Origin of the sequence: Neobacillus sp. PS3-12 (assembly GCF_030915385.1) — a bacterium.
Taxonomy (GTDB): Bacteria; Bacillota; Bacilli; order Bacillales; family Cytobacillaceae; genus JAEVLT01.
Window position 1 is genome coordinate 2,419,200 of the sequence record NZ_CP133268.1, and the last position, 20,939, is coordinate 2,440,138.

General features: G+C 41.3%; 21 protein-coding genes and 2 pseudogenes. 3 read left to right on the forward strand and 20 right to left on the reverse strand.

Features of this window, described 5'->3' with window-relative positions:
- Positions 1–27 precede the first annotated feature (27 nt).
- The 10 genes and pseudogenes from RCG17_RS12260 to pduA all read right to left on the reverse strand — a co-directional run bounded on the left by RCG17_RS12260 (position 28) and on the right by pduA (position 7,204).
- On the reverse strand, positions 28–1,173 hold the full coding sequence (locus RCG17_RS12260; RefSeq protein ID WP_308175413.1) for a 1-propanol dehydrogenase PduQ: 1,146 nt from the start codon (positions 1,171–1,173) through the stop codon (positions 28–30).
- A gap of 32 nt (positions 1,174–1,205) precedes the next feature.
- Positions 1,206–1,469, reverse strand: a complete 264-nt coding sequence (locus RCG17_RS12265; RefSeq protein ID WP_308175414.1) for a EutN/CcmL family microcompartment protein — start codon at positions 1,467–1,469, stop codon at positions 1,206–1,208.
- Positions 1,470–1,489: 20 nt separating this feature from the next.
- The gene (locus RCG17_RS12270; protein WP_308175415.1) at positions 1,490–2,947 is read right to left on the reverse strand and encodes an acetaldehyde dehydrogenase (acetylating); all 1,458 of its coding nucleotides are present in this window, start codon (positions 2,945–2,947) and stop codon (positions 1,490–1,492) included.
- Positions 2,948–2,992: 45 nt separating this feature from the next.
- Positions 2,993–3,772, reverse strand: coding sequence for a flavoprotein (locus RCG17_RS12275; protein WP_308175416.1), 780 nt, complete (start codon positions 3,770–3,772; stop codon positions 2,993–2,995).
- 16 nt (positions 3,773–3,788) lie between these two features.
- Positions 3,789–4,079, reverse strand: coding sequence for a hypothetical protein (locus RCG17_RS12280; protein WP_308175417.1), 291 nt, complete (start codon positions 4,077–4,079; stop codon positions 3,789–3,791).
- 2 nt (positions 4,080–4,081) lie between these two features.
- Positions 4,082–4,606, reverse strand: coding sequence for an ethanolamine utilization protein EutJ (gene eutJ, locus RCG17_RS12285; protein ID WP_308175418.1), 525 nt, complete (start codon positions 4,604–4,606; stop codon positions 4,082–4,084).
- Between the two features lie 5 nt (positions 4,607–4,611).
- Positions 4,612–5,262, reverse strand: coding sequence for a phosphate propanoyltransferase (locus RCG17_RS12290; RefSeq protein ID WP_308175419.1), 651 nt, complete (start codon positions 5,260–5,262; stop codon positions 4,612–4,614).
- A 351-nt stretch (positions 5,263–5,613) separates the two neighbouring features.
- Positions 5,614–5,877 (reverse strand): annotated as a pseudogene (locus RCG17_RS12295) (BMC domain-containing protein); the annotation flags it as partial.
- A 193-nt stretch (positions 5,878–6,070) separates the two neighbouring features.
- The gene (pduB, locus tag RCG17_RS12300) at positions 6,071–6,901 is read right to left on the reverse strand and encodes a propanediol utilization microcompartment protein PduB (RefSeq protein WP_308175420.1); all 831 of its coding nucleotides are present in this window, start codon (positions 6,899–6,901) and stop codon (positions 6,071–6,073) included.
- A 6-nt stretch (positions 6,902–6,907) separates the two neighbouring features.
- Entirely contained in the window at positions 6,908–7,204 is a 297-nt protein-coding gene (gene pduA, locus RCG17_RS12305; protein WP_374120924.1) for a propanediol utilization microcompartment protein PduA, read from the reverse strand.
- A 362-nt stretch (positions 7,205–7,566) separates the two neighbouring features.
- On the opposite strand from pduA, the gene RCG17_RS12310 reads away from it, so the two are divergent.
- A complete protein-coding gene (locus RCG17_RS12310) occupies positions 7,567–8,787 on the forward strand; it encodes a sensor histidine kinase (RefSeq protein WP_308175421.1) in 1,221 nt (406 codons plus the stop codon).
- A 12-nt stretch (positions 8,788–8,799) separates the two neighbouring features.
- Positions 8,800–9,540 carry a response regulator transcription factor gene (locus RCG17_RS12315; protein WP_308175422.1) on the forward strand — a complete coding sequence of 247 codons (741 nt, stop codon included), beginning with the start codon at positions 8,800–8,802 and terminating at the stop codon, positions 9,538–9,540.
- A gap of 142 nt (positions 9,541–9,682) precedes the next feature.
- On the opposite strand, the gene RCG17_RS12320 is transcribed toward RCG17_RS12315, so the two are convergent.
- From RCG17_RS12320 to RCG17_RS12355, 8 genes and pseudogenes are all read right to left on the reverse strand, one after another.
- On the reverse strand, positions 9,683–10,291 hold the full coding sequence (locus RCG17_RS12320; protein ID WP_308175828.1) for a thymidine kinase: 609 nt from the start codon (positions 10,289–10,291) through the stop codon (positions 9,683–9,685).
- Positions 10,292–10,399: 108 nt separating this feature from the next.
- Complete coding sequence (gene rpmE, locus RCG17_RS12325; protein WP_308175423.1) at positions 10,400–10,609, reverse strand: 50S ribosomal protein L31; 210 nt, start codon at positions 10,607–10,609, stop codon at positions 10,400–10,402.
- Positions 10,610–10,806: 197 nt separating this feature from the next.
- Positions 10,807–12,071 (reverse strand): annotated as a pseudogene (gene rho / locus RCG17_RS12330) (transcription termination factor Rho).
- Between the two features lie 259 nt (positions 12,072–12,330).
- Positions 12,331–13,293 carry a class II fructose-bisphosphatase gene (gene glpX, locus RCG17_RS12335; RefSeq protein WP_308175424.1) on the reverse strand — a complete coding sequence of 321 codons (963 nt, stop codon included), beginning with the start codon at positions 13,291–13,293 and terminating at the stop codon, positions 12,331–12,333.
- 49 nt (positions 13,294–13,342) lie between these two features.
- Entirely contained in the window at positions 13,343–14,632 is a 1,290-nt protein-coding gene (locus RCG17_RS12340; RefSeq protein ID WP_308175425.1) for a UDP-N-acetylglucosamine 1-carboxyvinyltransferase, read from the reverse strand.
- A 499-nt stretch (positions 14,633–15,131) separates the two neighbouring features.
- Entirely contained in the window at positions 15,132–15,782 is a 651-nt protein-coding gene (fsa, locus tag RCG17_RS12345; protein WP_308175426.1) for a fructose-6-phosphate aldolase, read from the reverse strand.
- A 109-nt stretch (positions 15,783–15,891) separates the two neighbouring features.
- Entirely contained in the window at positions 15,892–16,749 is an 858-nt protein-coding gene (locus RCG17_RS12350) for a class II fructose-bisphosphate aldolase (protein WP_308175427.1), read from the reverse strand.
- A 213-nt stretch (positions 16,750–16,962) separates the two neighbouring features.
- A complete protein-coding gene (locus RCG17_RS12355) occupies positions 16,963–17,334 on the reverse strand; it encodes a response regulator (protein ID WP_308175428.1) in 372 nt (123 codons plus the stop codon).
- 144 nt (positions 17,335–17,478) lie between these two features.
- Here RCG17_RS12355 and RCG17_RS12360 point away from each other — a divergent pair, with 144 nt between their 5' ends.
- Positions 17,479–18,009 (forward strand): DUF2529 domain-containing protein, encoded by a 531-nt coding sequence (locus RCG17_RS12360; protein WP_308175429.1) that lies wholly within the window; start codon positions 17,479–17,481, stop codon positions 18,007–18,009.
- A 241-nt stretch (positions 18,010–18,250) separates the two neighbouring features.
- Here the strand turns inward: RCG17_RS12360 and RCG17_RS12365 are convergent, their stop codons facing one another.
- Positions 18,251–19,846: a CTP synthase gene (locus tag RCG17_RS12365; protein WP_308175430.1), complete on the reverse strand. Its 1,596-nt coding sequence runs from the start codon at positions 19,844–19,846 to the stop codon at positions 18,251–18,253.
- A 361-nt stretch (positions 19,847–20,207) separates the two neighbouring features.
- The gene (gene rpoE / locus RCG17_RS12370; RefSeq protein ID WP_374120925.1) at positions 20,208–20,834 is read right to left on the reverse strand and encodes a DNA-directed RNA polymerase subunit delta; all 627 of its coding nucleotides are present in this window, start codon (positions 20,832–20,834) and stop codon (positions 20,208–20,210) included.
- Positions 20,835–20,939 lie beyond the last annotated feature (105 nt).

Below are 20,939 nucleotides of genomic sequence, written 5' to 3' on the forward strand. Positions count from 1 at the left end.
CCTTTTCTCTATTGAAAGGTTTTTTTGTTATTCACCAAATGCAACCATAAACAAAACTGCGATTTCCTCTTTATTTGTCTGCCTTGGATTCGTAGTGGTGCAACGGTCATTTAATGCCGCTTCACTCATAGAATCTAACTTTTGGATAAATGTTTCCTTAGCAATGTTTAATTCTTTTAAACTCGTAGGAGTGTGCGTTTCCAGTAATAGAACCTTAACTGCAGCAATTAAATTGTTCACACCTTCACAAATAGTAGTTGCAGGTAATCCTAAGACCTTTGCCAACTCTGCATATCTTCTGGCTGCTCTTGTTTCGGTGCCATCATTACAGAAGGCATTGTAGCGAATAACAAAAGGAAGTAAGATGGCATTTGCCCGGCCATGAGGGATATGGAAGGCTCCCCCTAAAGCATGGGCCATACTATGATTAATTCCCAGATAGGCATTGGTAAAAGCCATTCCTGCCAAACATGAAGCATTGTGCAGTTTTTCCCTTGCTTGAATGTTATTACCCTCCTTATATGAGGTTAACAAGTAGTCAAAAATCATTTTAGCTGCTTTTTCCGCCAATGCATCTGTATAGTCGGAGGCCTGTGTCGAAACAAACGCTTCTATTGCATGTGTTAAGGCATCAATGGCAGTATCTGCCGTAATTTGCGGCGGTACTGTTTTAACAAACGTTGGATCAATAATCGCAACATCAGGAATGAGTTCATCACTGACTAATGGAATTTTTTGATCCCCCATTGTGATTACTGCAAATGATGTCACTTCAGAACCTGTTCCACTAGTGGTTGGAATAGCGATAAATAGCGGCTTTTGTTCAAGCTGACCTTCTTGTCTCTTTACGATCTTTTCGTAAAACCATAAAATACTTTTTGCCGCATCAATTGTCGAGCCTCCACCCAAAGCGATCACAACATCCGGCCGTATTTTTAACATCTGCTCAATTCCGTCTGCGACAACTTCGATTGGAGGATCGGGCTTGATATTGGAAAATACGTCCAAATCAGATACAGTATTCCTCAAAACATCCAGCACTTGATCGGTAAAACCCACTTGCATCATAAAGGGGTCCGTAATGACCAATGCCTTTTCTTTGTCGATGGTTGTTAGATACTCAAGTGCGCCAACCTTAAAATAAACTTCCGGCTTAATTGTAAAGCGTTCCATTAACATCCCTCCTTAAAAAGAGATACGTCCCATTACTGATCGAGCTGGATTTCATCAATGATTCCCACAATCGCCATATCAACCGATAATTTTGAATTCTCATAGAGTGAGTCTCCCCAGTCAACGAGAACAATATCATCGATCCCGGCGCCAACCCCATCAACGGCAACTAAAGCGTTATTATCAGCGAACTCTTTATGCTCATTTAATTCTTTAATCACTAACAATTTAGAGCCAATAAGTTTTTCGGATTTTTGAGTTGATACGATTTTGCCGATTACCTTTGCAATAAACATACAATCAGGCTCCTCTTGTCTTAGCGAATTAATTGCTGCAGCAAATTCCTGATTACATTCTCAACATCTGTTTCAGATATTTCCTGAACAGGAGCTGCTGACTGAGTTCCTCTGAGGTCCTCGATTTCTCTTAATCCATATGCCACCCTACGAATATTAATAAGGTTTAGCGGACCGATATTATCAGATGTAGAGCTGCCTCCAACTGCTCCACAGCCAAGAGTCAAAGCAGGAACTAGGTTTGTCGCACCGCCGATCCCGCCAAGAGCACCAGGAGTATTCACAAGCATTCTCGACACTGGTTTTTTCAAAGCAAATTCTTTAATGATTTCCTCATTATTGGAATGGATGATTAAGGTATGGCCTTTTCCTTCGTTGTAAAGCAACTCCATACAACGCTCACACGCCTTTTCCCAATTTTCCTCACAATAAAAGGCCAAAATAGGGGCAAGTTTTTCACGTGAATACGGATTTGTTTTGGAAACACTGTTTTGCTCGGAAATTAAAATTTTTGTTCCCTCAGGAATTGTGATACCAGCCAGTTCTCCAATCACCTTTGCGCTTTTTCCTACGATTTGTGGATTCATTGTGCCATTAGACCGCAACAGCCATTTTCCAAGTTTCTCAGAATCTTCTTTTGAAAGGAAATATGCACCCTGCCGTTTCAGTTCTGTAATCACTTGATCCTTACTTTCAGTCTCGACAACAATGGATTGTTCGGAAGCGCAAATAACACCATTATCAAATGTTTTACTGTCGATAATTCTTTTAACAGCTAACGGAATATTCGCTGATTTCTCAATAAACGCCAGCCCATTGCCAGGACCTACTCCAATTGCCAGTGTCCCGGAACTATAGGCTGCCTTCACCATTGCTTCTCCGCCTGTAGCCAAAATGAGGGAAACATCTTTATGTTTCATTAGCTCATTTGTAGCCTGAAGGGTCGGATTACTGATACAGCCAATGATTCCTTCTGGCGCTCCTGCTCCCAGGGCAGCATCTGTTAAAACCTTAACCGTTTCTAAAATACAGTTTTTAGCAGTAGGATGTGGCGAAAAGATAATCGCATTTCCTGCCTTAAGTGAAATTAATGCTTTGTAAATCGTCGTGGATGTGGGATTTGTTGAAGGGATTAATCCTGCAATAATTCCGACCGGAACCGCTACTTCCATGATTCTGTTTTCATGGTCATCCTTCAGGATCCCTACGGTCTTGATTTCCTTCATATGATTGTAAACGGTGGTACTGGCAAACTTGTTTTTAACCACTTTGTCCTGCCATTTTCCAAATCCCGTTTCTTCATGTGCTTGTTTCGCCAGACTGTCTGCTGCAAGTTCTGCAGCTTCCGTCATCTTTTTTACAACCCTGTCAATTTGTTCTTGGGAAAATTGACTGAATTGCTTCTGGGCCTTTTTGGCTTTGGCAATCAAGTTTCGTGTTTCTTGTATGGAAACTAAATCCTTATCCCAAACTTCCATGTTTTTTCCTGCCTCCTGTAACGGCAAAGCTTGATGAGAGTCATTCTAATCATGGATCCATTCAAGCTTTACTCTATTACTATTAATAAAGTCTTTCGCTAGCGGTGTGATAATAGTCTTTGCTTTCACTTGAATAATCTCTGCATTCTCGCAACCTCTTAAGTCACCAAGCGTAAGAATTGATGAATCTAATTTTACTTTTCGATTCGCTGTTACTGTCTCTGTTGCCTGCTCGGCCGCTTTTAGTGCGGGGCTTTTTTTCAGTGGAAGATCAGTATCTCTTTTGTTCTGGATCACCGTTTTAAACTCTTCCAATTCAATGAATTTTAACCCAAAGGTTTCAAGTTGATATTCATAGCTTTTTAGCATGGAATTATAGGCAGTATTATGGGCTAAATCCATTGCTCTGTTAATAGGATGTTCGCTGCTAAAGCTGTCTTTTACAGCAAACACTTCTTTATTGCTCATTAATGCCCTGGCGATTCCAGTGGTTACAAGGTTATCTTCAATACCCAAGGCCGCTTTGGCAAGGGTGTTGCGCGTCATCACTGGGATTAAGATAAAATCGGCCTTTTTCAATGCATCTTTAAGCTCTGAAAATGAATTCAGCCTATTTCCCTTTAAAGCCTCAACAGCTGCTTCACTCAGGCTCTCTCTTCCGCTTTCACTGATCACAATGTCATATTGATGTCCATCATAGTCAGCTAATATGTTTAATAGAATTTCGGCATTCACTGTTCCGCCGGTTAAAAAGATTAAGATCCGTTTATTTAGGTTAGGAACGATTGTTTGCAGCATATTCTTTACAAGTTCCTCGATGTTCAATGGCAGCCCCTCCCATTTATCCTGCATACATCGCAATCCCAATTGGAGTTACAAGTAAAGGATTATATGGTTTTGTCGTTGTAATGGCTGTATACTTTTGAAAAACTTCTTCGATTCCGTCTAAGCAGGATGTTCCTCCTACCAGATAAATGTGCTGAACATCTCTTAGAATGTTTTGTTTCGTAATCTCCGCCATTTTTTCAACAACAGGACGAACAACTGGGAAAATATAGCGATAGTTCTCCGGTTGAAGTTTAAATTTTTCAGCTTCATCATAATCTACGTCCATACTGCCTGCAACGACCAATGTTAAGTGAGTCCCCCGGTTGGTTCATCAACGGAATATAAAACTTCGCCATCTTTTAAAACCGAAATCCCGGTGGTCCCGCCTCCAATATCAACTACAGCTCCTTCCTGGATGCCCAGCACCCTGGCTGCTGCTACAGGCTCCTCGACTACATTTGTAACAGTAAAGCCTGCCGCTTCTACTACATTTTTGATCACTTTAATATTCCCATTGATAATTCCAGGTGGTATTGCTGTGGCTGCCTGTTCCAGCCTGATGCCAAGCCGCTGTTCAATTTTTGCTTTCAGCCTGCTGACAATCTTGACTGCACCGATAAAATCAACAACGATTCCATCCCTTACCACTTTGGCCGATTCCATTGCCCCTGTGATTGGTTTATTGTTCTTATCTAAAACGATTATGACAATATTGGAGGTACCGAGATCTACTCCAACCTTGAGACCCGCTGTTAAATCACAATTCGGTTCTATTTCCTCCGATAATATTTTCGTTTCCATATCCTTGATAATGGCATTTGCAGACTCCATTCTTTTCACCCGTTCCGACCTGAGATTCGAACAAAATCACTATTTTTCAGTTCTGTTGCATTGGCTTCATCCGTATCAATATGGAGTTCCAGTGAAGAATTCGTTGTGATCCTAACCAAAACATTGTTTAGAATTGCTTTTTTCTCGCCTATGGTCTCGACTTCCACTAAATCGCCGTCCTGCACACCGTAGCGTTCTGCATCAATTGGAGCCATATGGATATGCCTTTTAGCACAAATAACTTTTTCATCAAAGACCATCATTCCTTTTGGCCCAATAACGCACAGGCTGGCGGAACCGCTTATGTCCCCGGAGACACGAACTGGCGGACGAATTCCTAAAGTGTAAGAGTCTGTTCTTGATAGTTCGATTTGGCTATTCTTTCTTACTGGCCCGAGAACCCGAACATTTGTAAAGCAGCCTTTTGGGCCGGCAATACAAACAGTTTCCTTCGCCGCAAACTGCCCCGGCTGACCTAATGCTGCTTTTATTGTTAGTTCATACCCTTTTCCAAACAGGATGTCGAGATCTTCTTGGCTCAGGTGAATATGCCTATTTGAAACACCAACTGGTATGGACTGACTTCTGTCTTTAATGCTTATCTTATTGACAAGATCGGTTGCAAAACTCTTGATAAGCGTTTCGTCTAGCTTCATATTTCCAAACTTCCTTATTTATTTATTCTCCTTGTAATGAATACATAAATTTCTTGGCATTCCTTTTTCCCTTGTACATTTCGGATCGCCGCACAGATTACAAGTATAATTGGTTTCTTCCCTGCCTTTAGTTAGAATAATCTGATCCACACTTTCGGTATGATCCTGTGAAAGCTCTTCCGATTGTGGTGTTGAAACCTCTTCATTCACAATTTCTTCTTCTGTCTGGGCAGGAAGGAAGGGATCTTCCGCAACTTCTATCATTTCTTTTGCAACAGCAACTTCTGACATTGATAGAGTTTCAGCCTGTTCATGTACCTGCTGCTCGGTTAAAACATCTTCTGAAGAATGAATGAAGGATTGAATTCCTAAAGCAGGCCTCGGAATGACTAATGTTGAAATGACTGTTCCGATTCTGGCCGCACTCATTTTTCCCGCTTCAACCGATGCTTTCACGGCTCCTACATCACCTTGGATTTTGACCGTAACCAACCCTCCGGTGACGGTCTCATAACCGATTAATTTTACATTGGCGGATTTTACACATGCATCTGCTGCTTCAAGAGCAGGAACGAATCCAATTACTTCTATTAAGCCAAGGGCCTCTTGAATCATGACCAACACTCCTATATCCCTATTCCTTTGAATAGAAGCTAATATCTTCTTCTCCAAGTAAACTTTTGTTTTGCCAATCGAAGCATTGTTCACTTACCTCTTTGGTGGTAATGCAGCAGAGCTAAAAGGACATAATGAGCCAATTGAACCACTTTCCCTTTAGCTCAAAATGGCTGCATGATGCAACTGCATATTATAGATTTGGAGTAGTAACAGATTGTGGGTTCTGACCCATTGCCTTTAAAATATTTAAACCTACTTCCCTGGCGGTTAAAAGAGACTGTCTTACTGCCCAGGAATCACCTGTAATGGTTACAATGATTTCATTAGAATGGGCAGTTCCTTTATCAGGGCTGGCATAGGTAACGATATCAACATTTGCTGTTTTAAGTGCTGCGTCTGCCATTACTAAACCAACTGCGGCAGGAGCCCCAACGATAATTCCAAAAGATTTGCCAACCGGAGCTCCAAATGCTTTTTCAATCGCAAGGCTTGCTCTTGCTGTGTAATGAAGTTCAATATGTCCGGCATCACAGCCATAAACATCGCCAAATGTACGTTCAATTTCTTTTAAGGTTACTTCTACTGCTCTTCTTGCATCAGAAACATCTTCAGCCGCAAAAATGATGGTAGCCCCGTGACCGGCTTCGCCTTTTGTATCTCTTGCCATTTCAATCGAAACGATCTCCGTATTGGTTGCTTTAACAGCCTCATCTGCTGCCATAATATGTGGTCCGCCACCGGTTCTTGCACTCACGATCCCGATCGAACGATACTTAGGATCCAATCCTACACCTGCAAATAGATTTCTATCTAAATTGGCAATCACCAATCCGACTGTATCGCCAATTCCGGAACCAACAAATTCAGTAATTGCCGGCATATCAACTGTCATGGTTTCAACCCTCTTTCCTTGGACTTGTTCAACTTGAGATTCTTGATTTATGGGAAGGTTTACATTTTGATCTGCACTTAATTGCCTCTGTGCCTCCTCCAATACCTTTTGAAGCAAAGCTTGATCCATTTATACTCACCTCGTTACTTGTAACTCAGGAAGTTTTGGCAAAATTCTTTCAACATCAACATGTGGTCTTGGAATTACGTGAACAGAGATGACTTCACCTACACGTTTAGCGGAAGCAACACCTGCGTCAGTAGAAGCTTTGACAGCGCCAACGTCACCGCGAACCATTACCGTTACCAGTCCAGAACCAATTTTTTCATACCCAATTAAATTGACATTTGCTGCCTTAACCATTGAATCTGCAGCTTCAATCGCTGCAACTAATCCTTTTGTTTCAATCATTCCTAATGCTTCTTGTCCCACAATAATACACCTCCAAAAGATTTGGTTTGTTCAACCTCATTCACATCTTACTATCTAAACTACTCTTTGGAATTTGACTTTCTTGACTAAAACTTGCAAAAAACGATCATTTAAACCTATATTTTTTTGACCATGCATGTGTGAGATTACAAGAATAGTTAACCACCTTAGAAACAACCTTTTTATTAAAAAACCAAATTTTCCAGTAATAATAAGGAATTTACGGAAATGTCATTAAAAAGTAAACTTTCAAACCGTTCTACTATGTTAAGATTTAATTAAAATGATTTGTTAGGGTTTTCACAAAGTAAAATAGCTTTATTTTTCAATCCTTCCATTTTGACTCATCTGGGGGTGTTCGTATGAACGTAGCTGAATATGCAAAGCTAACAGATTTCATCGATATTCATACATTGAATAGTGCTCAAGAAAAGCTTGCGAAGCTGGTCAATATTCCTGTCATCACTGTGGATTTTGAGGGAAAACCAATTGGACAAAACAATTTCACATCATTTTGCAATCTCATCCGTTCATCAAAGAAAGGTGTCGAACATTGTATTAATTGTGATTTTGAAGCGATGAATTTGGCAGTTAAAGATCGGCAGTCACGAATCTATAATTGCCATATGGGTCTCAAGGATTGTGTAGCCCCTATTTTCGTTAATGATATCTTTCTGGGATCTGTGCTGGGTGGACAAGTTTTAATTGAAGGTGAACAAACGAGGGATTCCATTGATATTGAAAAAATTGCAAAGGAATTTGACATTCCTCTTGACCAATTAAGCAAAGCAGTCGAACAAATTCCCCTGGCCTCTCAAGAATTTTTAAAAAATTGCCTTGACTTCTATAACTTCCTTGCGAGTTATTTCGCTGAAATGGGAATGTCGAGAATTACACATGAAAAGTTATTAAATGAAAGCCGAGAAAAGCTTCTTCTTGAACAAAAAGCTAAGAAAATGGAGTTAAAAACAATTGAGGCACAGATTAATCCGCATTTTCTGTTTAATACGCTGAATTCTATTGCCAGAATGGCTTTAATTGAGGATGCGCCGCAAACAGAAGAGCTGATCTACAATCTATCGGATCTTTTAAGATATAATCTTAAAAATATTGAAGAATTCCCTAAAATAAGAGATGAAATGAGCAATATCAAACGATATCTTTTTATCCAAACACTACGATATAGTGACCGAATCAGTTATTCTATGTCCATTGATGATTCAATTCTTGATTTTCGAATTCCAGCCATGACGTTACAACCTTTAGTTGAAAATTGTTTAGTACATGGGCTGGAGGCAAAAAAAGAAGGTGGAACGGTTGAAATTACCGGAACGTTATCATCCGACAGCGAAATCGTTTTAAAAATATGTGATAACGGAGTGGGCATTAATCCTGAATTGGTAAAAGAGTTCAATGAAAAACGCCATTCACCTAGTGATGCGCTAGGGATTGGGATATTAAATACACAAGAAAGGCTCCGCCATTATTTTGGTAATAATTATGGGCTGACATTCGAAAGTTTAATTAATGAAAGAACCACTGTCTATGTCCATATTCCTTGTATTAAAGACTTTCCTAGATAGGGGCGTTAAAGAATGATTAAATTAATGATTGTTGATGATGAACCCTTAGAAAGACTGGCTTTAAGAAAAATTATTAATAGAGAATTATTTCATATTGAGGTTTTAGAAGATGCAAAAAATGGAACTGAGGCATTTGAAAAAGCTAAGTTACACCGTCCTGATATTATTTTAATGGATATAAGAATGCCAGAAATATCAGGCATTGATGCACAAAAGAAAATCATCAAATTTCTTCCCAATGTTAAAACCATTATTATTACTGCTTATAGTGATTTTAGCTATGCCCATGAGGCTATTAAGTTTGGTGTAGTGGATTACTTGTTAAAGCCTGCAAGGCCAGAGGATGTAAAAAACGCCATTGAGAAAGCAATTTCTTTAATGAATAAAACTCATACCGACTTCCCTGAGCATCATGAACATTCAGGAGAGCATACGCTAGCTGAGGCAATCAGATACATTGAAAAAAATTATCAAAAAGAGCTGCGGCTGACGGATGTTGCTGATTTTGTTCATTTAAATCCTCAGTATTTAAGCAGGCTTTTTAAAAAGGGCCTTGGGACAACATTTACCGATTACCTCACCAAACTACGTATTGAGAAGGCCAAAAGGCTACTTTTAGAGACGAATATGCCGATTTACAGAATTGCCGTTGAGCTTGGTTTTTCGGATGCTGCCTATTTTAGTAAGGTATTCTTAAAATCAGAAGGAAAATCCCCTTTCGAATTTAAAAAAGTAGCCAGCCTTTCCGTATAGCAAATTTTTGGCTTGATTATTCGGCTGTTGATATCCGCTCCAGGCACTTGCCTTCTACCATTTATTAGGACACCATTACAGATCTTCTCGACCATTTACCACCATTTTGTTACGAAAAAAACGTCTGGGTGCTCCCAGACGCTTATTTATTGGTTTGTTCGATATAACGATGTGCTGATTGAGGAACTTCGTGGTGATGGCGGCAGCGAGGCTCGTATGCTTCTGCGGCACCCACCAGTATAACTGGGTCATAGTACGAAGCAGGTTCACCATCAATCAAGCGCTGGGTGCGGCTTGCAGGCGATCCGCAAACGGTACACACGGCTTGTAGCTTCGTAATCTGCTCTGCAATCGAAAGCAATGCCGGCATCGGACCAAACGGCTCACCACGGAAATCCTGATCAAGACCTGCAGCAATGACACGATAACCCTCATCAGCCAGCTGCTGAATGACACGAACAATTCCTTCATCAAAAAATTGCACTTCATCAATCGCAATTACGTCTATTTCTGCTTCAACATGATGCAAGATTTCGATGGAATGGGATATAGGCTTCGCAATAAACGATAGACCATTATGGGATACAACCGCCTGCTCGCTGTAACGATTATCAATTTTCGGTTTAAACACAGCTATTTTCTGTTTCGCAAACTGGGCCCGCTTCACCCGTCGGATTAATTCCTCCGACTTACCGGAAAACATACTGCCACAGATAATCTCTACCCAACCGCTTTGCTTCATCACATACATAAAACGGGGTCTCCCTTCCATATACGAAAACTTTTCATAAGTAGTATCTTGAATTATTTGCAATAAAAAACAGGCAAGCCATATTCCCTCTTGCCTGTTCCTAAGCAATTATTGTTGTTGTTTAATGCCGTATTTTTTATTGAAGCGGTCAACACGTCCGCCAGCTTCAGCAAATTTTTGACGACCAGTATAAAATGGATGACACTCAGAACAAGTTTCAACGCGAATTTCGTTTTTTACAGATCCGCCTTCAAACGTGTTGCCACATGCACATGTGATCGTTACTTTTTTATAATTTGGATGAATTCCTGCTTTCATTCTTTTCAGCTCCTTTACGCCCTGAGTCTTTCGAAACAGAGTTATATGAATGCCCGCATAATGCGGACAAGGTTTACTAAAAACACACTGGTAATATTATAGCAAGCCCCTACCACTTTGGCAAGCGGCGCTTACATCCTTTTTTTTACAAAAATGAACCAAGTCGGCGTCACCGAGACAACTTAGCGTTGTCCACTTTAACTGCGGCGCGCCTTTAATTCTTCTCCGAGCTGGGCGAAGAACTCTTCATTGGATTTGGTTTGTTTTAGTTTTTTCAAGAAACGTTCGGCAAAGTCTGGTGAATCGGTCATCGATTTGCGAATTGCCCATAATTTATCAAGCTGATCTTTTGGCAGCAAGAGTTCTTCCTTCCGTGTTCCGGAACGGCGAATGTCGATGGCCAGGAAAAGCGGCGCTCTGCAAGCGAACGATCGAGATGAAGCTCCATGTTACCTGTTCCTTTAAATTCCTCATAAATCACGTCGTCCATCCGTGATCCTGTATCCACAAGGGCTGTTGCCAAAATCGTTAAGCTGCCACCCTCTTCAATATTACGGGCAGCACCGAAGAATCGTTTTGGACGGTGGAACGCAGCAGGGTCAATACCACCTGACAAGGTCCTTCCGCTTGGCGGAATCACAAGGTTGTAAGCACGAGCCAGACGAGTAATACTGTCCATTAAAATGACAACATCGCGTTTATGCTCCACAAGACGCATGGCACGGTCAAGCACAAGCTCGGCCACTTTAATGTGGTTTTCCGGCACTTCATCAAATGTTGAGCTGACAACATCACCGGCTACGGAACGCTCAATGTCAGTTACCTCTTCCGGACGCTCATCAATCAATAACACAATTAATTCTGCTTCAGGATGGTTAGTTGTGATGCTGTTGGCAATTTCTTTTAACAGCATGGTTTTACCTGCTTTTGGCGGTGCCACAATCAATCCCCGCTGACCAAAGCCAACAGGTGCCAAGAGATCCATAATTCTGGTTGATATGCCTTTAGGTCCTGTTTCAAGCTTCATTTGACGATCAGGATATAGCGGCGTTAAAGCTGGGAAGTGAACGCGCTCTTTTGCAGATTCCGGGTCGTCCCCGTTTACTGCCTCAACATGCAAAAGACCATAGTAGCGCTCATTTTCCTTTGGAGGTCGAACCTTACCAGAAACTTTGTCACCATTGCGAAGGTCAAAGCGGCGAATTTGTGATGCAGAGATATAAATATCCTCGGAGCTTGGGGAGTAATTTATTGGACGTAAGAAGCCAAAGCCTTCCGACTGAATAATTTCGAGTACGCCTTCCATGAAAAAATAACCTTGCTGCTCAGCACGTGCTTTCAAGATTGCAAAAATTAATTCTTTCTTAGTCATTTTGCTGTAATAGGACACTTTAAATTCACGGGCAAGCTCATAAAGTTCCTTTAATTTCATATTTTCTAAGCCTGATATTGTTACTTCCATTTGTACACCACTCTTTGATATTTTAAATACTATCCATAATTTTGGAGGAAAGATTCTATATTTTTACAGAAGATATTGTGAAGTATTAGGAAAAGGAAAAAATGTAGAAAAATTCACAATTTCTATTTTACCCTCTATAACCAACATTAATCAATAAATTTTTAAAATTGGAAGAAAAATCAAGGAAGGAGCAAAATTGTGGAGGAGAGAATGTCTCAGGATGGGCAAGCCCTCCCAAGACATCCTTTCACTTTTTTGCTTATTTCATAACAAGATTTGGTTTCTTTTTCAAGCTGTGTGAACCGTCAACAAAGCGGACTGTTCCTGATTTAGCACGCATAACAATGGAATGCGTTTTGGCCCTTGGTCCTTTAAACTGTACACCTTTTAATAGCTCACCATCTGTTACACCGGTTGCTGCAAAGATCGCATCATCGCCTCTAACAAGGTCTTCCATGCGTAATATATGGTTTACATCAAGTCCCATACCCTTACAACGCTCGAGTTCTGCTTCGTTTTGCGGCAGCAATTTACCAATCAGTTCGCCGCCTAGACATTTAAGTGCAACCGCTGCAAGCACGCCTTCTGGTGCGCCACCTGATCCGAACAGGATATCCACACCTGTAAAGTCAAATGCAGTGTTAATTGCACCGGCAACATCACCATTTTCTATTAGCTTGATTCTGGCGCCTGCGTCACGGATTTGACGGATGATTTCTTCATGACGAGGACGGTTTAAAATTGTTGCCACGACATCTTCAATATCCTTGTTTTTGGCTTTGGCGACTGCTCTTAAGTTGTCGATCACAGGTGCATTAATATCAACCTGTCCAATCGCTTCCGGACCAACCGCAATTTTGTCCATGTACATGTCTGGCGCATGGAGAAGATTGCCTTCATCGGCAATGGCAATGACAGCCAGCGCATTCCAGCCTCCTGCGGCAAGAATTTCGGTACCTTCAAGTGGGTCTACAGCCACGTCAACATGCGGGCCCCAGCCTGTCCCAAGTTTTTCACCGATGTATAGCATTGGTGCTTCGTCCATTTCGCCTTCCCCGATAACAACGGTTCCTTTCATTGGGACTGTATCAAATACACGACGCATCGCCGATGTTGCTGCATCATCGGCCTCCATTTTTCTCCCGCGGCCCATCCATCTTGCAGAGGCAAGGGCAGCAGCCTCTGTTACACGGACAAGTTCCATTGTTAAACTTCTTTCCATTTGTTTCAATCCCCCAATTTCTCCTCATTTTACGCCAAATCTTGATGTTTTATATATTTTTTAAATGCTCTACTTCTTCTTTTGTTAATGATTCGCGCCATACTGTGGCACCAAGGCCGGTTAATTTTTCAACAAGATTGCTGTAGCCTCTGTCAATATGTTCGAGTCCCGTAACTTCAGTCACTCCATCAGCTAAAAGTTCGGCAATGACAAGTGCCGCTCCAGCACGGAGGTCGCTTGCTTTCACCTTTGCCCCTTGCAGCTGAATAGGTCCATTGATAATGGCGGTACGTCCTTCGACTTTTATGTTGGCATTCATTCTTCTTAACTCATCAATATGTTTAAAACGGGCACCATAAATAGTATCAGTAACCATACTTGATCCAGCCGCTTTTGTCAGCAAGGTCGTAAATGGCTGCTGCAGATCTGTCGGGAACCCAGGATAAACAAGCGTTTTAATATCAACCGCTTTCAATGGATTGGGACCTGGTTCAACATAAATCTGATCATCACCAGATTCAACATTGACGCCCATTTCACGAAGTTTGGCAGTAAGTGACTCTAAGTGCTGCGGAATGACATTGTCAATCAGCATGCCTTGTCCAACTGTAGCGCCCATGATCATAAAAGTTCCTGCTTCAATTCGGTCAGGAATAATTGTATGTCGGCAGCCATGCAGACTTTCGACACCGTCAATACGAATAACATCTGTACCTGCACCTTTAATTTTAGCCCCCATATTCGTTAGCAATGTGGCGACATCGATAATTTCAGGTTCCTTTGCGGCATTTTCGATGACCGTCCGCCCTTTTGCCCGAACTGCTGCGAGCATAATATTGATCGTTGCCCCCACACTGACAACATCCAGATAGATGCGGGCACCATGGAGCTCGTCCGCCCGTAAGTAAATCGCTCCTTGCTCATTGGTTACATTTGCTCCAAGTGCTTCAAAGCCTTTAATATGCTGGTCAATTGGCCTTGGCCCAAGATGGCATCCGCCAGGGAGGCCGATCACTGCTTTTTTAAAGCGGCCAAGCATCGCTCCCATTAAATAATAGCTGGCACGCAGTTTTTTGACTTTTCCATTTGGCAAAGGCATCGAGATCATTAAGGAGGGATCGACCGTCATTTCTTCATCAGAAAAATTGACCTTGCCGCCAATTTCCTCAAGAAGACCCTTTAGGAGCAAGACGTCCGATATATCTGGTAGTCCCTCTATTGTTACAGGAGAGTCCGCTAAAATTGTCGCTGGAATTAAGGCTACTGCACTATTCTTAGCACCGCTAATCCTTACGGTTCCTTTTAACGGATCACCGCCAGCAATCATAAGTTTTTCCATTTTCTACTCCTTTCTTGCCTTAAGCTGTACCATGAATGGTTTATATATGGGCAATAAGTTGCTCTATTTAGATATTTTTTCCAATAAAAACAGACATATTCCGACAATCGTCTAATTTATAGTTTACACGATAAACCAAATTTCATGTATGGTATTTAAAAAAAGTTAACAGAAAATGAAAAAACTTTTTTGTTTACTCAAACGTTTAAAGGTGTGGAATTTGTCAAGTGGATGCTGGTTTTTTTGTGGAAGTAAGGGCTTGTCTGGGTTTTAATCTTTCCCATAAAAGCCCTTAAATGGAATTAAAAATTGGCTGTGTAAATTAGCATGTTGATTTGCGCTCCAGGCGCTTCGCTTTCCGCGGGCGTGCCGGGGAGCCTCCTCGGTGCTAACGCACCTGTGGGGTCTCCCCTGCCCCGTACTCCCGCAGGAGTCTCGCGCCTTCCACACAAATCAACAGAGCAAAAAATCACAAATTTTACTCAACACAGCCTATATATTATGCGTTTGGACGGTTGCTCCAGTCTTTTAGGAAGCTTTCTATTCCTTTGTCTGTTAATGGATGTTTTGTTAATGACATTAACACTTTAAATGGAATGGTGGCAATATGTGCTCCTCTTAGGGCTGCTTCTGTTACGTGCATTGGGTGGCGGATCGATGCTGCAATAATTTCAGTTTCAATGCCATGGACTGCAAAAATTTCAGCAATCGTTGAAACTAAATCTAAGCCCTCTTGACCAATATCATCTAAACGGCCAAGGAATGGTGAAACATATGTTGCGCCAGCGCGAGCGGCAAGCAATGCTTGGTTTGCATTAAAAATAAGCGTTACATTTGTTTTGATGCCTTCCTGTGATAATGCATGTACAGCTTTTAAGCCATCTGGAGTCATTGGTACTTTAACCGTAATGTTTGGAGCAATTTTTGCAAGCTCTTTACCTTCTTTGATCATTCCTTCGGCATCAAGGGCAATAACCTCTGCACTTACTGAACCAGGAACAAGGTCAGTGATTTCTTTTAAACGGTCATGAAAGGATACGTTTCCCTCTTTCGCCACAAGCGTTGGATTGGTTGTAACACCTGCTAAAAGTCCAAGTGCATAGGCTTCACGAATTTCTTCAATATTAGCTGTGTCAATAAAAAATTTCATTTTTCTTCCTCCAAAATTCAGTTTATTTCAACAATTCTATCATTTTTTAGAAGACATGCTGAAACCGTCCTCTCGAGAAGGACGGTTCCATTTGTTATTTTTTCGCAAATTACGCTTTATTAGAAGAACCAAATTCGCGGATTTTGCCGATAACAGTTTGTTTAATTACTTCGCGGGCAGGTCCTAAGTATTTCCGTGGATCATACACGTCCGGATCTGCAGCCAGAACTTCACGAACCTTTTTGGCTGAAGCAATTTGGTTTTCTGTGTTTACATTAATTTTTGCGGTTCCAAGCGAAATCGATTTTTGAATATCATTTGTTGGAATTCCTGTGCCGCCATGAAGTACTAATGGCACACCAGTAATTTGCCCGATTTCTTCCATTTCCTTAAAACCTAAATTTGGCTCACCTTTGTATGGACCATGGACAGATCCAAGTGCTGGAGCAAGGCAATCAATGCCTGTTTCCTTTACAAGTCTTACACATTCTTGTGGGTCCGCATAAATAATGCTTTCACCGATCACATCATCTTCTTGTCCACCGACTGTGCCTAATTCTGCTTCAACTGAAATACCTTTAGAATGTGCATAATCGACAACTTTTTTGGTGATTTCGATATTTTCTTCAAATGGATGATGGGACGCATCAATCATTACAGATGTAAATCCGGCATCCACTGCTTCTTTACATTTATCAAAACTTGAACCATGGTCAAGATGAATAGCTACAGGAACTGTAACTTTCAAATCTTCCATTAGCCCTTCTACCATTTTTACAATTGTTTTAAAACCGGTCATATAACGACCTGCGCCTTCAGAAACACCTAGAATAACTGGTGACTTTTCTTCTTCAGCAGCCTGAAGAATTGCTTGTGTGAATTCTAGATTGTTGATGTTGAATTGACCAACAGCATAGTGGCCCGCTTTCGCTTTATTCAGCATCTCTGTCATTGAAACTAATGGCATTTCTTTTCCTCCTTAATATCGGCTGACATCCTCTCAAAAAAACAGGGATTTCCATATAAAGAATTTCCTTTACATTTCAAAATTATGTATCCTTTTAGACCTTGTAGAAAAGATTGACAGCCACTCAAAGTTCATCTGTAATCATATCAAAACAGCTAAAAGAAAGCCATAAAAGGTACTTACATTTGCAAACAATTCCAATGAAAACGCTTATTAATTGGTGTTTTGCGGGAGATTGTTTTTAACAGCTGTGCGGATATCATCAATATCAAATGGCTTGGCAAAATGAGTGATGGCACCCAGGTCTTTTGCTTCTTGAATCATGTCGAGTTCGCCATAGGCTGTCATAATGATGACGCAAATGTCCGGCTCAATCACTTTCATTCTTTTTAAAATTTCAATGCCATCCATTCCGGGAATTTTCATATCAAGCAAAACGAGGTCAGGCTTATTGTTTTTTACGACTTCAAGTGCTTGAAGACCATTTGCTGCCTGGAAGGTGTCATACCCCTCTTTTTGAAAAACTTCATTTAGCAAAATTCTGATCCCAAATTGGTCATCCACGATTAATATTTTCTCTTTCATCTTGCCACCTCTTTCTATGTATCCTATCTGTATTATATACTTCTATTTTATTTTGCATTTTCCTTCCTTTGACATGTGTCAATTTATGCATTTTCCTTTGTCGGGTATAATAAACACGTAAAAAGTGTTTTTCAGGAGGTTTTTATGTTAAAAATGTTTTCCACCCAAATAACTGGTTTATTCCGAAAAATTGCCGAAGAGGAAGAGTACCAAATTGAGGATGCTGCCCGCCTTCTCTCCCAGGCGCCTGCCGGAGATGGCTTTATTTACATATTGGGAACCGCTGAAATGAAAGGGATCGCTTTTGAGGCAGTTTACGGGCTTGAGCCCCTTCGTTATACAAAAATAATTTCTGACCCTCACTTGGCGGCAGTTTCCGCTGCCGACCGCGTCTTGCTCTTGTCACGGTTTTCAACAGATGAAGAAGCGGTAAGGCTTGCTTTTCTGTTAGCGGAAAAAGGAGTTCCATTTGTTTCAATATGCTCGGTTTTAGATGAAGATGACCCTGGCCAACTCGCAACCTTAGCTGATGTCCATATTAATCTGCATTTAACCAAGGGGCTGCTGCCTGATGATGAAGGCAACCGCTACGGCTTTCCATCCGCAATGGCTGCTTTATTTATCTATCATGCCCTGAAGTTTACCATTGATGAGATCATGGCAGAGTATTTGTAGGGTTGGGCAGTGCACGTTTTCAAAGGTGGGTTCCGCAACTTTGAGGGGCCTTGCACGTTTTCAAAGGCGGGTTCCACAATTTTGAGGGGCCTTGCACGTTTTTGATAGTGGGTTGCACGTTTCCGAGGGGGTCTTGCACAATTTTGAACTGAAGATGCACGATTTTCGAGGACCTTTGCACGTTTTGCCATTTACTGTAAAAAGGCCAGTCCCTCAAATAAGAGACTGGCTTTTTTATACTCTATTTATTTAAGCTAGCGTTAATAAATTCACGGAATAGCGGCTGTGGACGAAGTGGTCTTGAAACAAGTTCAGGATGGAATTGTGAGGCCACAAACCACGGATGGTCTTTAAGCTCGATAATTTCCACTAAACGTCCATCTGGGCTTGTCCCTGAGAAGACAAAACCAGCACTTTCCATCGCCTGACGGAATTCATTATTAAATTCATAACGATGACGGTGGCGTTCGTACACCACTTCTTCACCGTAAGCTTCGAATGCTTTCGTGTTGTCCGCAAGGCGGCATGGATATAAACCAAGTCTTAGTGTTCCGCCTAAGTTTTCAATATCCTTCTGCTCTGGCAAGAGGTCGATGATCGGATACTTTGTATCTGGATCGATTTCAGCAGTATGGGCCCCATTGAGTCCAAGCACATTGCGAGCATATTCGATGGTAGCCAGCTGCATGCCGAGGCAAATGCCCAAGAATGGCTTTTTATTTTCACGTGCATATTTGATCGCATGAATTTTCCCTTCAATACCACGGTCACCGAAGCCGCCAGGAACCAAAATTCCATCAGCATCTTCAAGAAGTTCACCCACATTTTCCGCTGTTACATCTTCGGAATTAATCCAGTTAATTTCAATATCTGTATCATATTTATATCCCGCATGACGAAGGGCCTCAACGACAGAAATATAGGCATCCTGGAGGGAAACGTATTTACCGACCAAAGCAATTTTTGTTAGCTTTGAAAGGTTCCTGACTTTATTGACTAATTGTTTCCACTCTGTCATATCAGCTTCTTGTGTGATCAATTTTAGGTGGTCGCAAACAATTTGGTCCATATTTTGCGCTTGTAGGGCTAATGGAATTTCATAAAGCGTATCAGCATCCGCACATTCAATCACTGCATTTTTATCAATATCGCAGAATAACGCAATTTTATCCTTCATATCTTGAGAAATCGGCATTTCTGTCCGAAGCACGATAATGTTTGGTTGAATTCCAATGCTGCGCATTTCTTTCACACTGTGCTGGGTTGGTTTTGTTTTTAACTCGCCGGCAGCCCTGATATATGGAACAAGTGTACAATGTATGTACATCACATTGTCACTGCCCAAATCACCTTTAAGCTGGCGGATGGCTTCAAGGAACGGCAATGATTCGATATCTCCAACGGTTCCGCCAATTTCTGTGATGACAACATCCGCTTTTGTTTCCTTGCCGGAGCGAGTTACTCGTTCCTTGATTTCATTTGTAATATGCGGGATTACCTGAACGGTTCCGCCTAAATAATCACCGCGGCGCTCTTTTTGCAGAACACTTGAGTAAATTTTTCCAGTTGTTACATTGTTGAATTTGGTTAAATTGATATCAATAAAACGCTCATAATGGCCTAAATCTAAGTCGGTTTCTGCACCATCGTCGGTAACAAATACTTCACCGTGCTGATATGGGCTCATTGTTCCTGGGTCGACGTTAATGTATGGATCAAATTTTTGGATGGTTACGGAGAGGCCGCGATTTTTTAAGAGTCTTCCCAGTGATGCAGCTGTAATCCCTTTTCCAAGAGATGAAACAACACCGCCTGTTACGAATATATACTTTGTCATTATTTATTCCCCCTCTAATACAGTTTGTGCATTATCTAGTTTGTTAAAGGCACTTTTTGAAAAATTTATTAATCTGCCCTTCAGGCATGGAAGTGAAACGATACATAAATAAATAAGGCGGTGGAGCGGAGCTAGGAATATTCAATTCGATGAATACACCTATAATTTCACGAAAAATATTTTCTCGTTTCTTACCTCGCGCAGCTCCGCCCCTTTTCCACTCAAATAAAAAAGCGCCCCACTTACACTAAGTAAGGGAGCGCTTATTAGCTATTGTAAATCGTTCGTTCCTTTTTAAGGAGCCCAAAAAGTATTCTACAAGTGAGAATCTAAAAAGTCAAGCCGACTTTTTATAAAAAAATTAGCGGTCTTTCTCTTCGTCTTCGTCTAATTCTTCTTCCCCGTCATCGTCGACGTCTTCGTCTAATTCGTCTTCGTCGAGGTCAAAATCTTCTTCCTCCACAATGGCAGCTTCGTCGTCTTCAAGAAGCTCTTCGTCGACGTCGTCTAAATCTTCGTCAAGATCTTCTTCATCGAAGCTTTCGTCGTCATCTAGAAGATCATCGTCGTCGTCATCTTCTTCAAAGTCATCAATGTCGTCCTCTTCATAGTCGTCAAAGTCGTCCTCGATATCATCAAAGTCGCCAAGATCAGCCTCGTCTTCATCCACGACTTTCTTCGCCTTCTTCTTCTTAGGCTTAACAGCTGAGACAACTTCCTCTTCCTGGGTATCAACAGGATACCAAACGCGAAGTCCCCAGCGGTTCTCTCCTAAAGTCAAGAAACGGCCATCTATATTCAGGTCAGTATAAAATTGCGCAATTCTTGCTCTTACTTGCTCATCTGTAAGGCCAAGAGCGGCGGACATTTCATTCATTAAATCATTGAAGGAAATCGGTTGTTTACTATTTTTTAAATAATCGAAAGTAATTTCAATTAAAGACATTTCTTGTAATTGCTCTTTGGAGTATAGCTCCTGTAAACTCAATTTCGGCACTTCCTTTCTCTAATCGCACCCACTAACAGGGTGCAGGGCTGGGAAATCCTATCCCAGAATGCATATTCTTCATTATAAACAATTTTTTACCGTTTA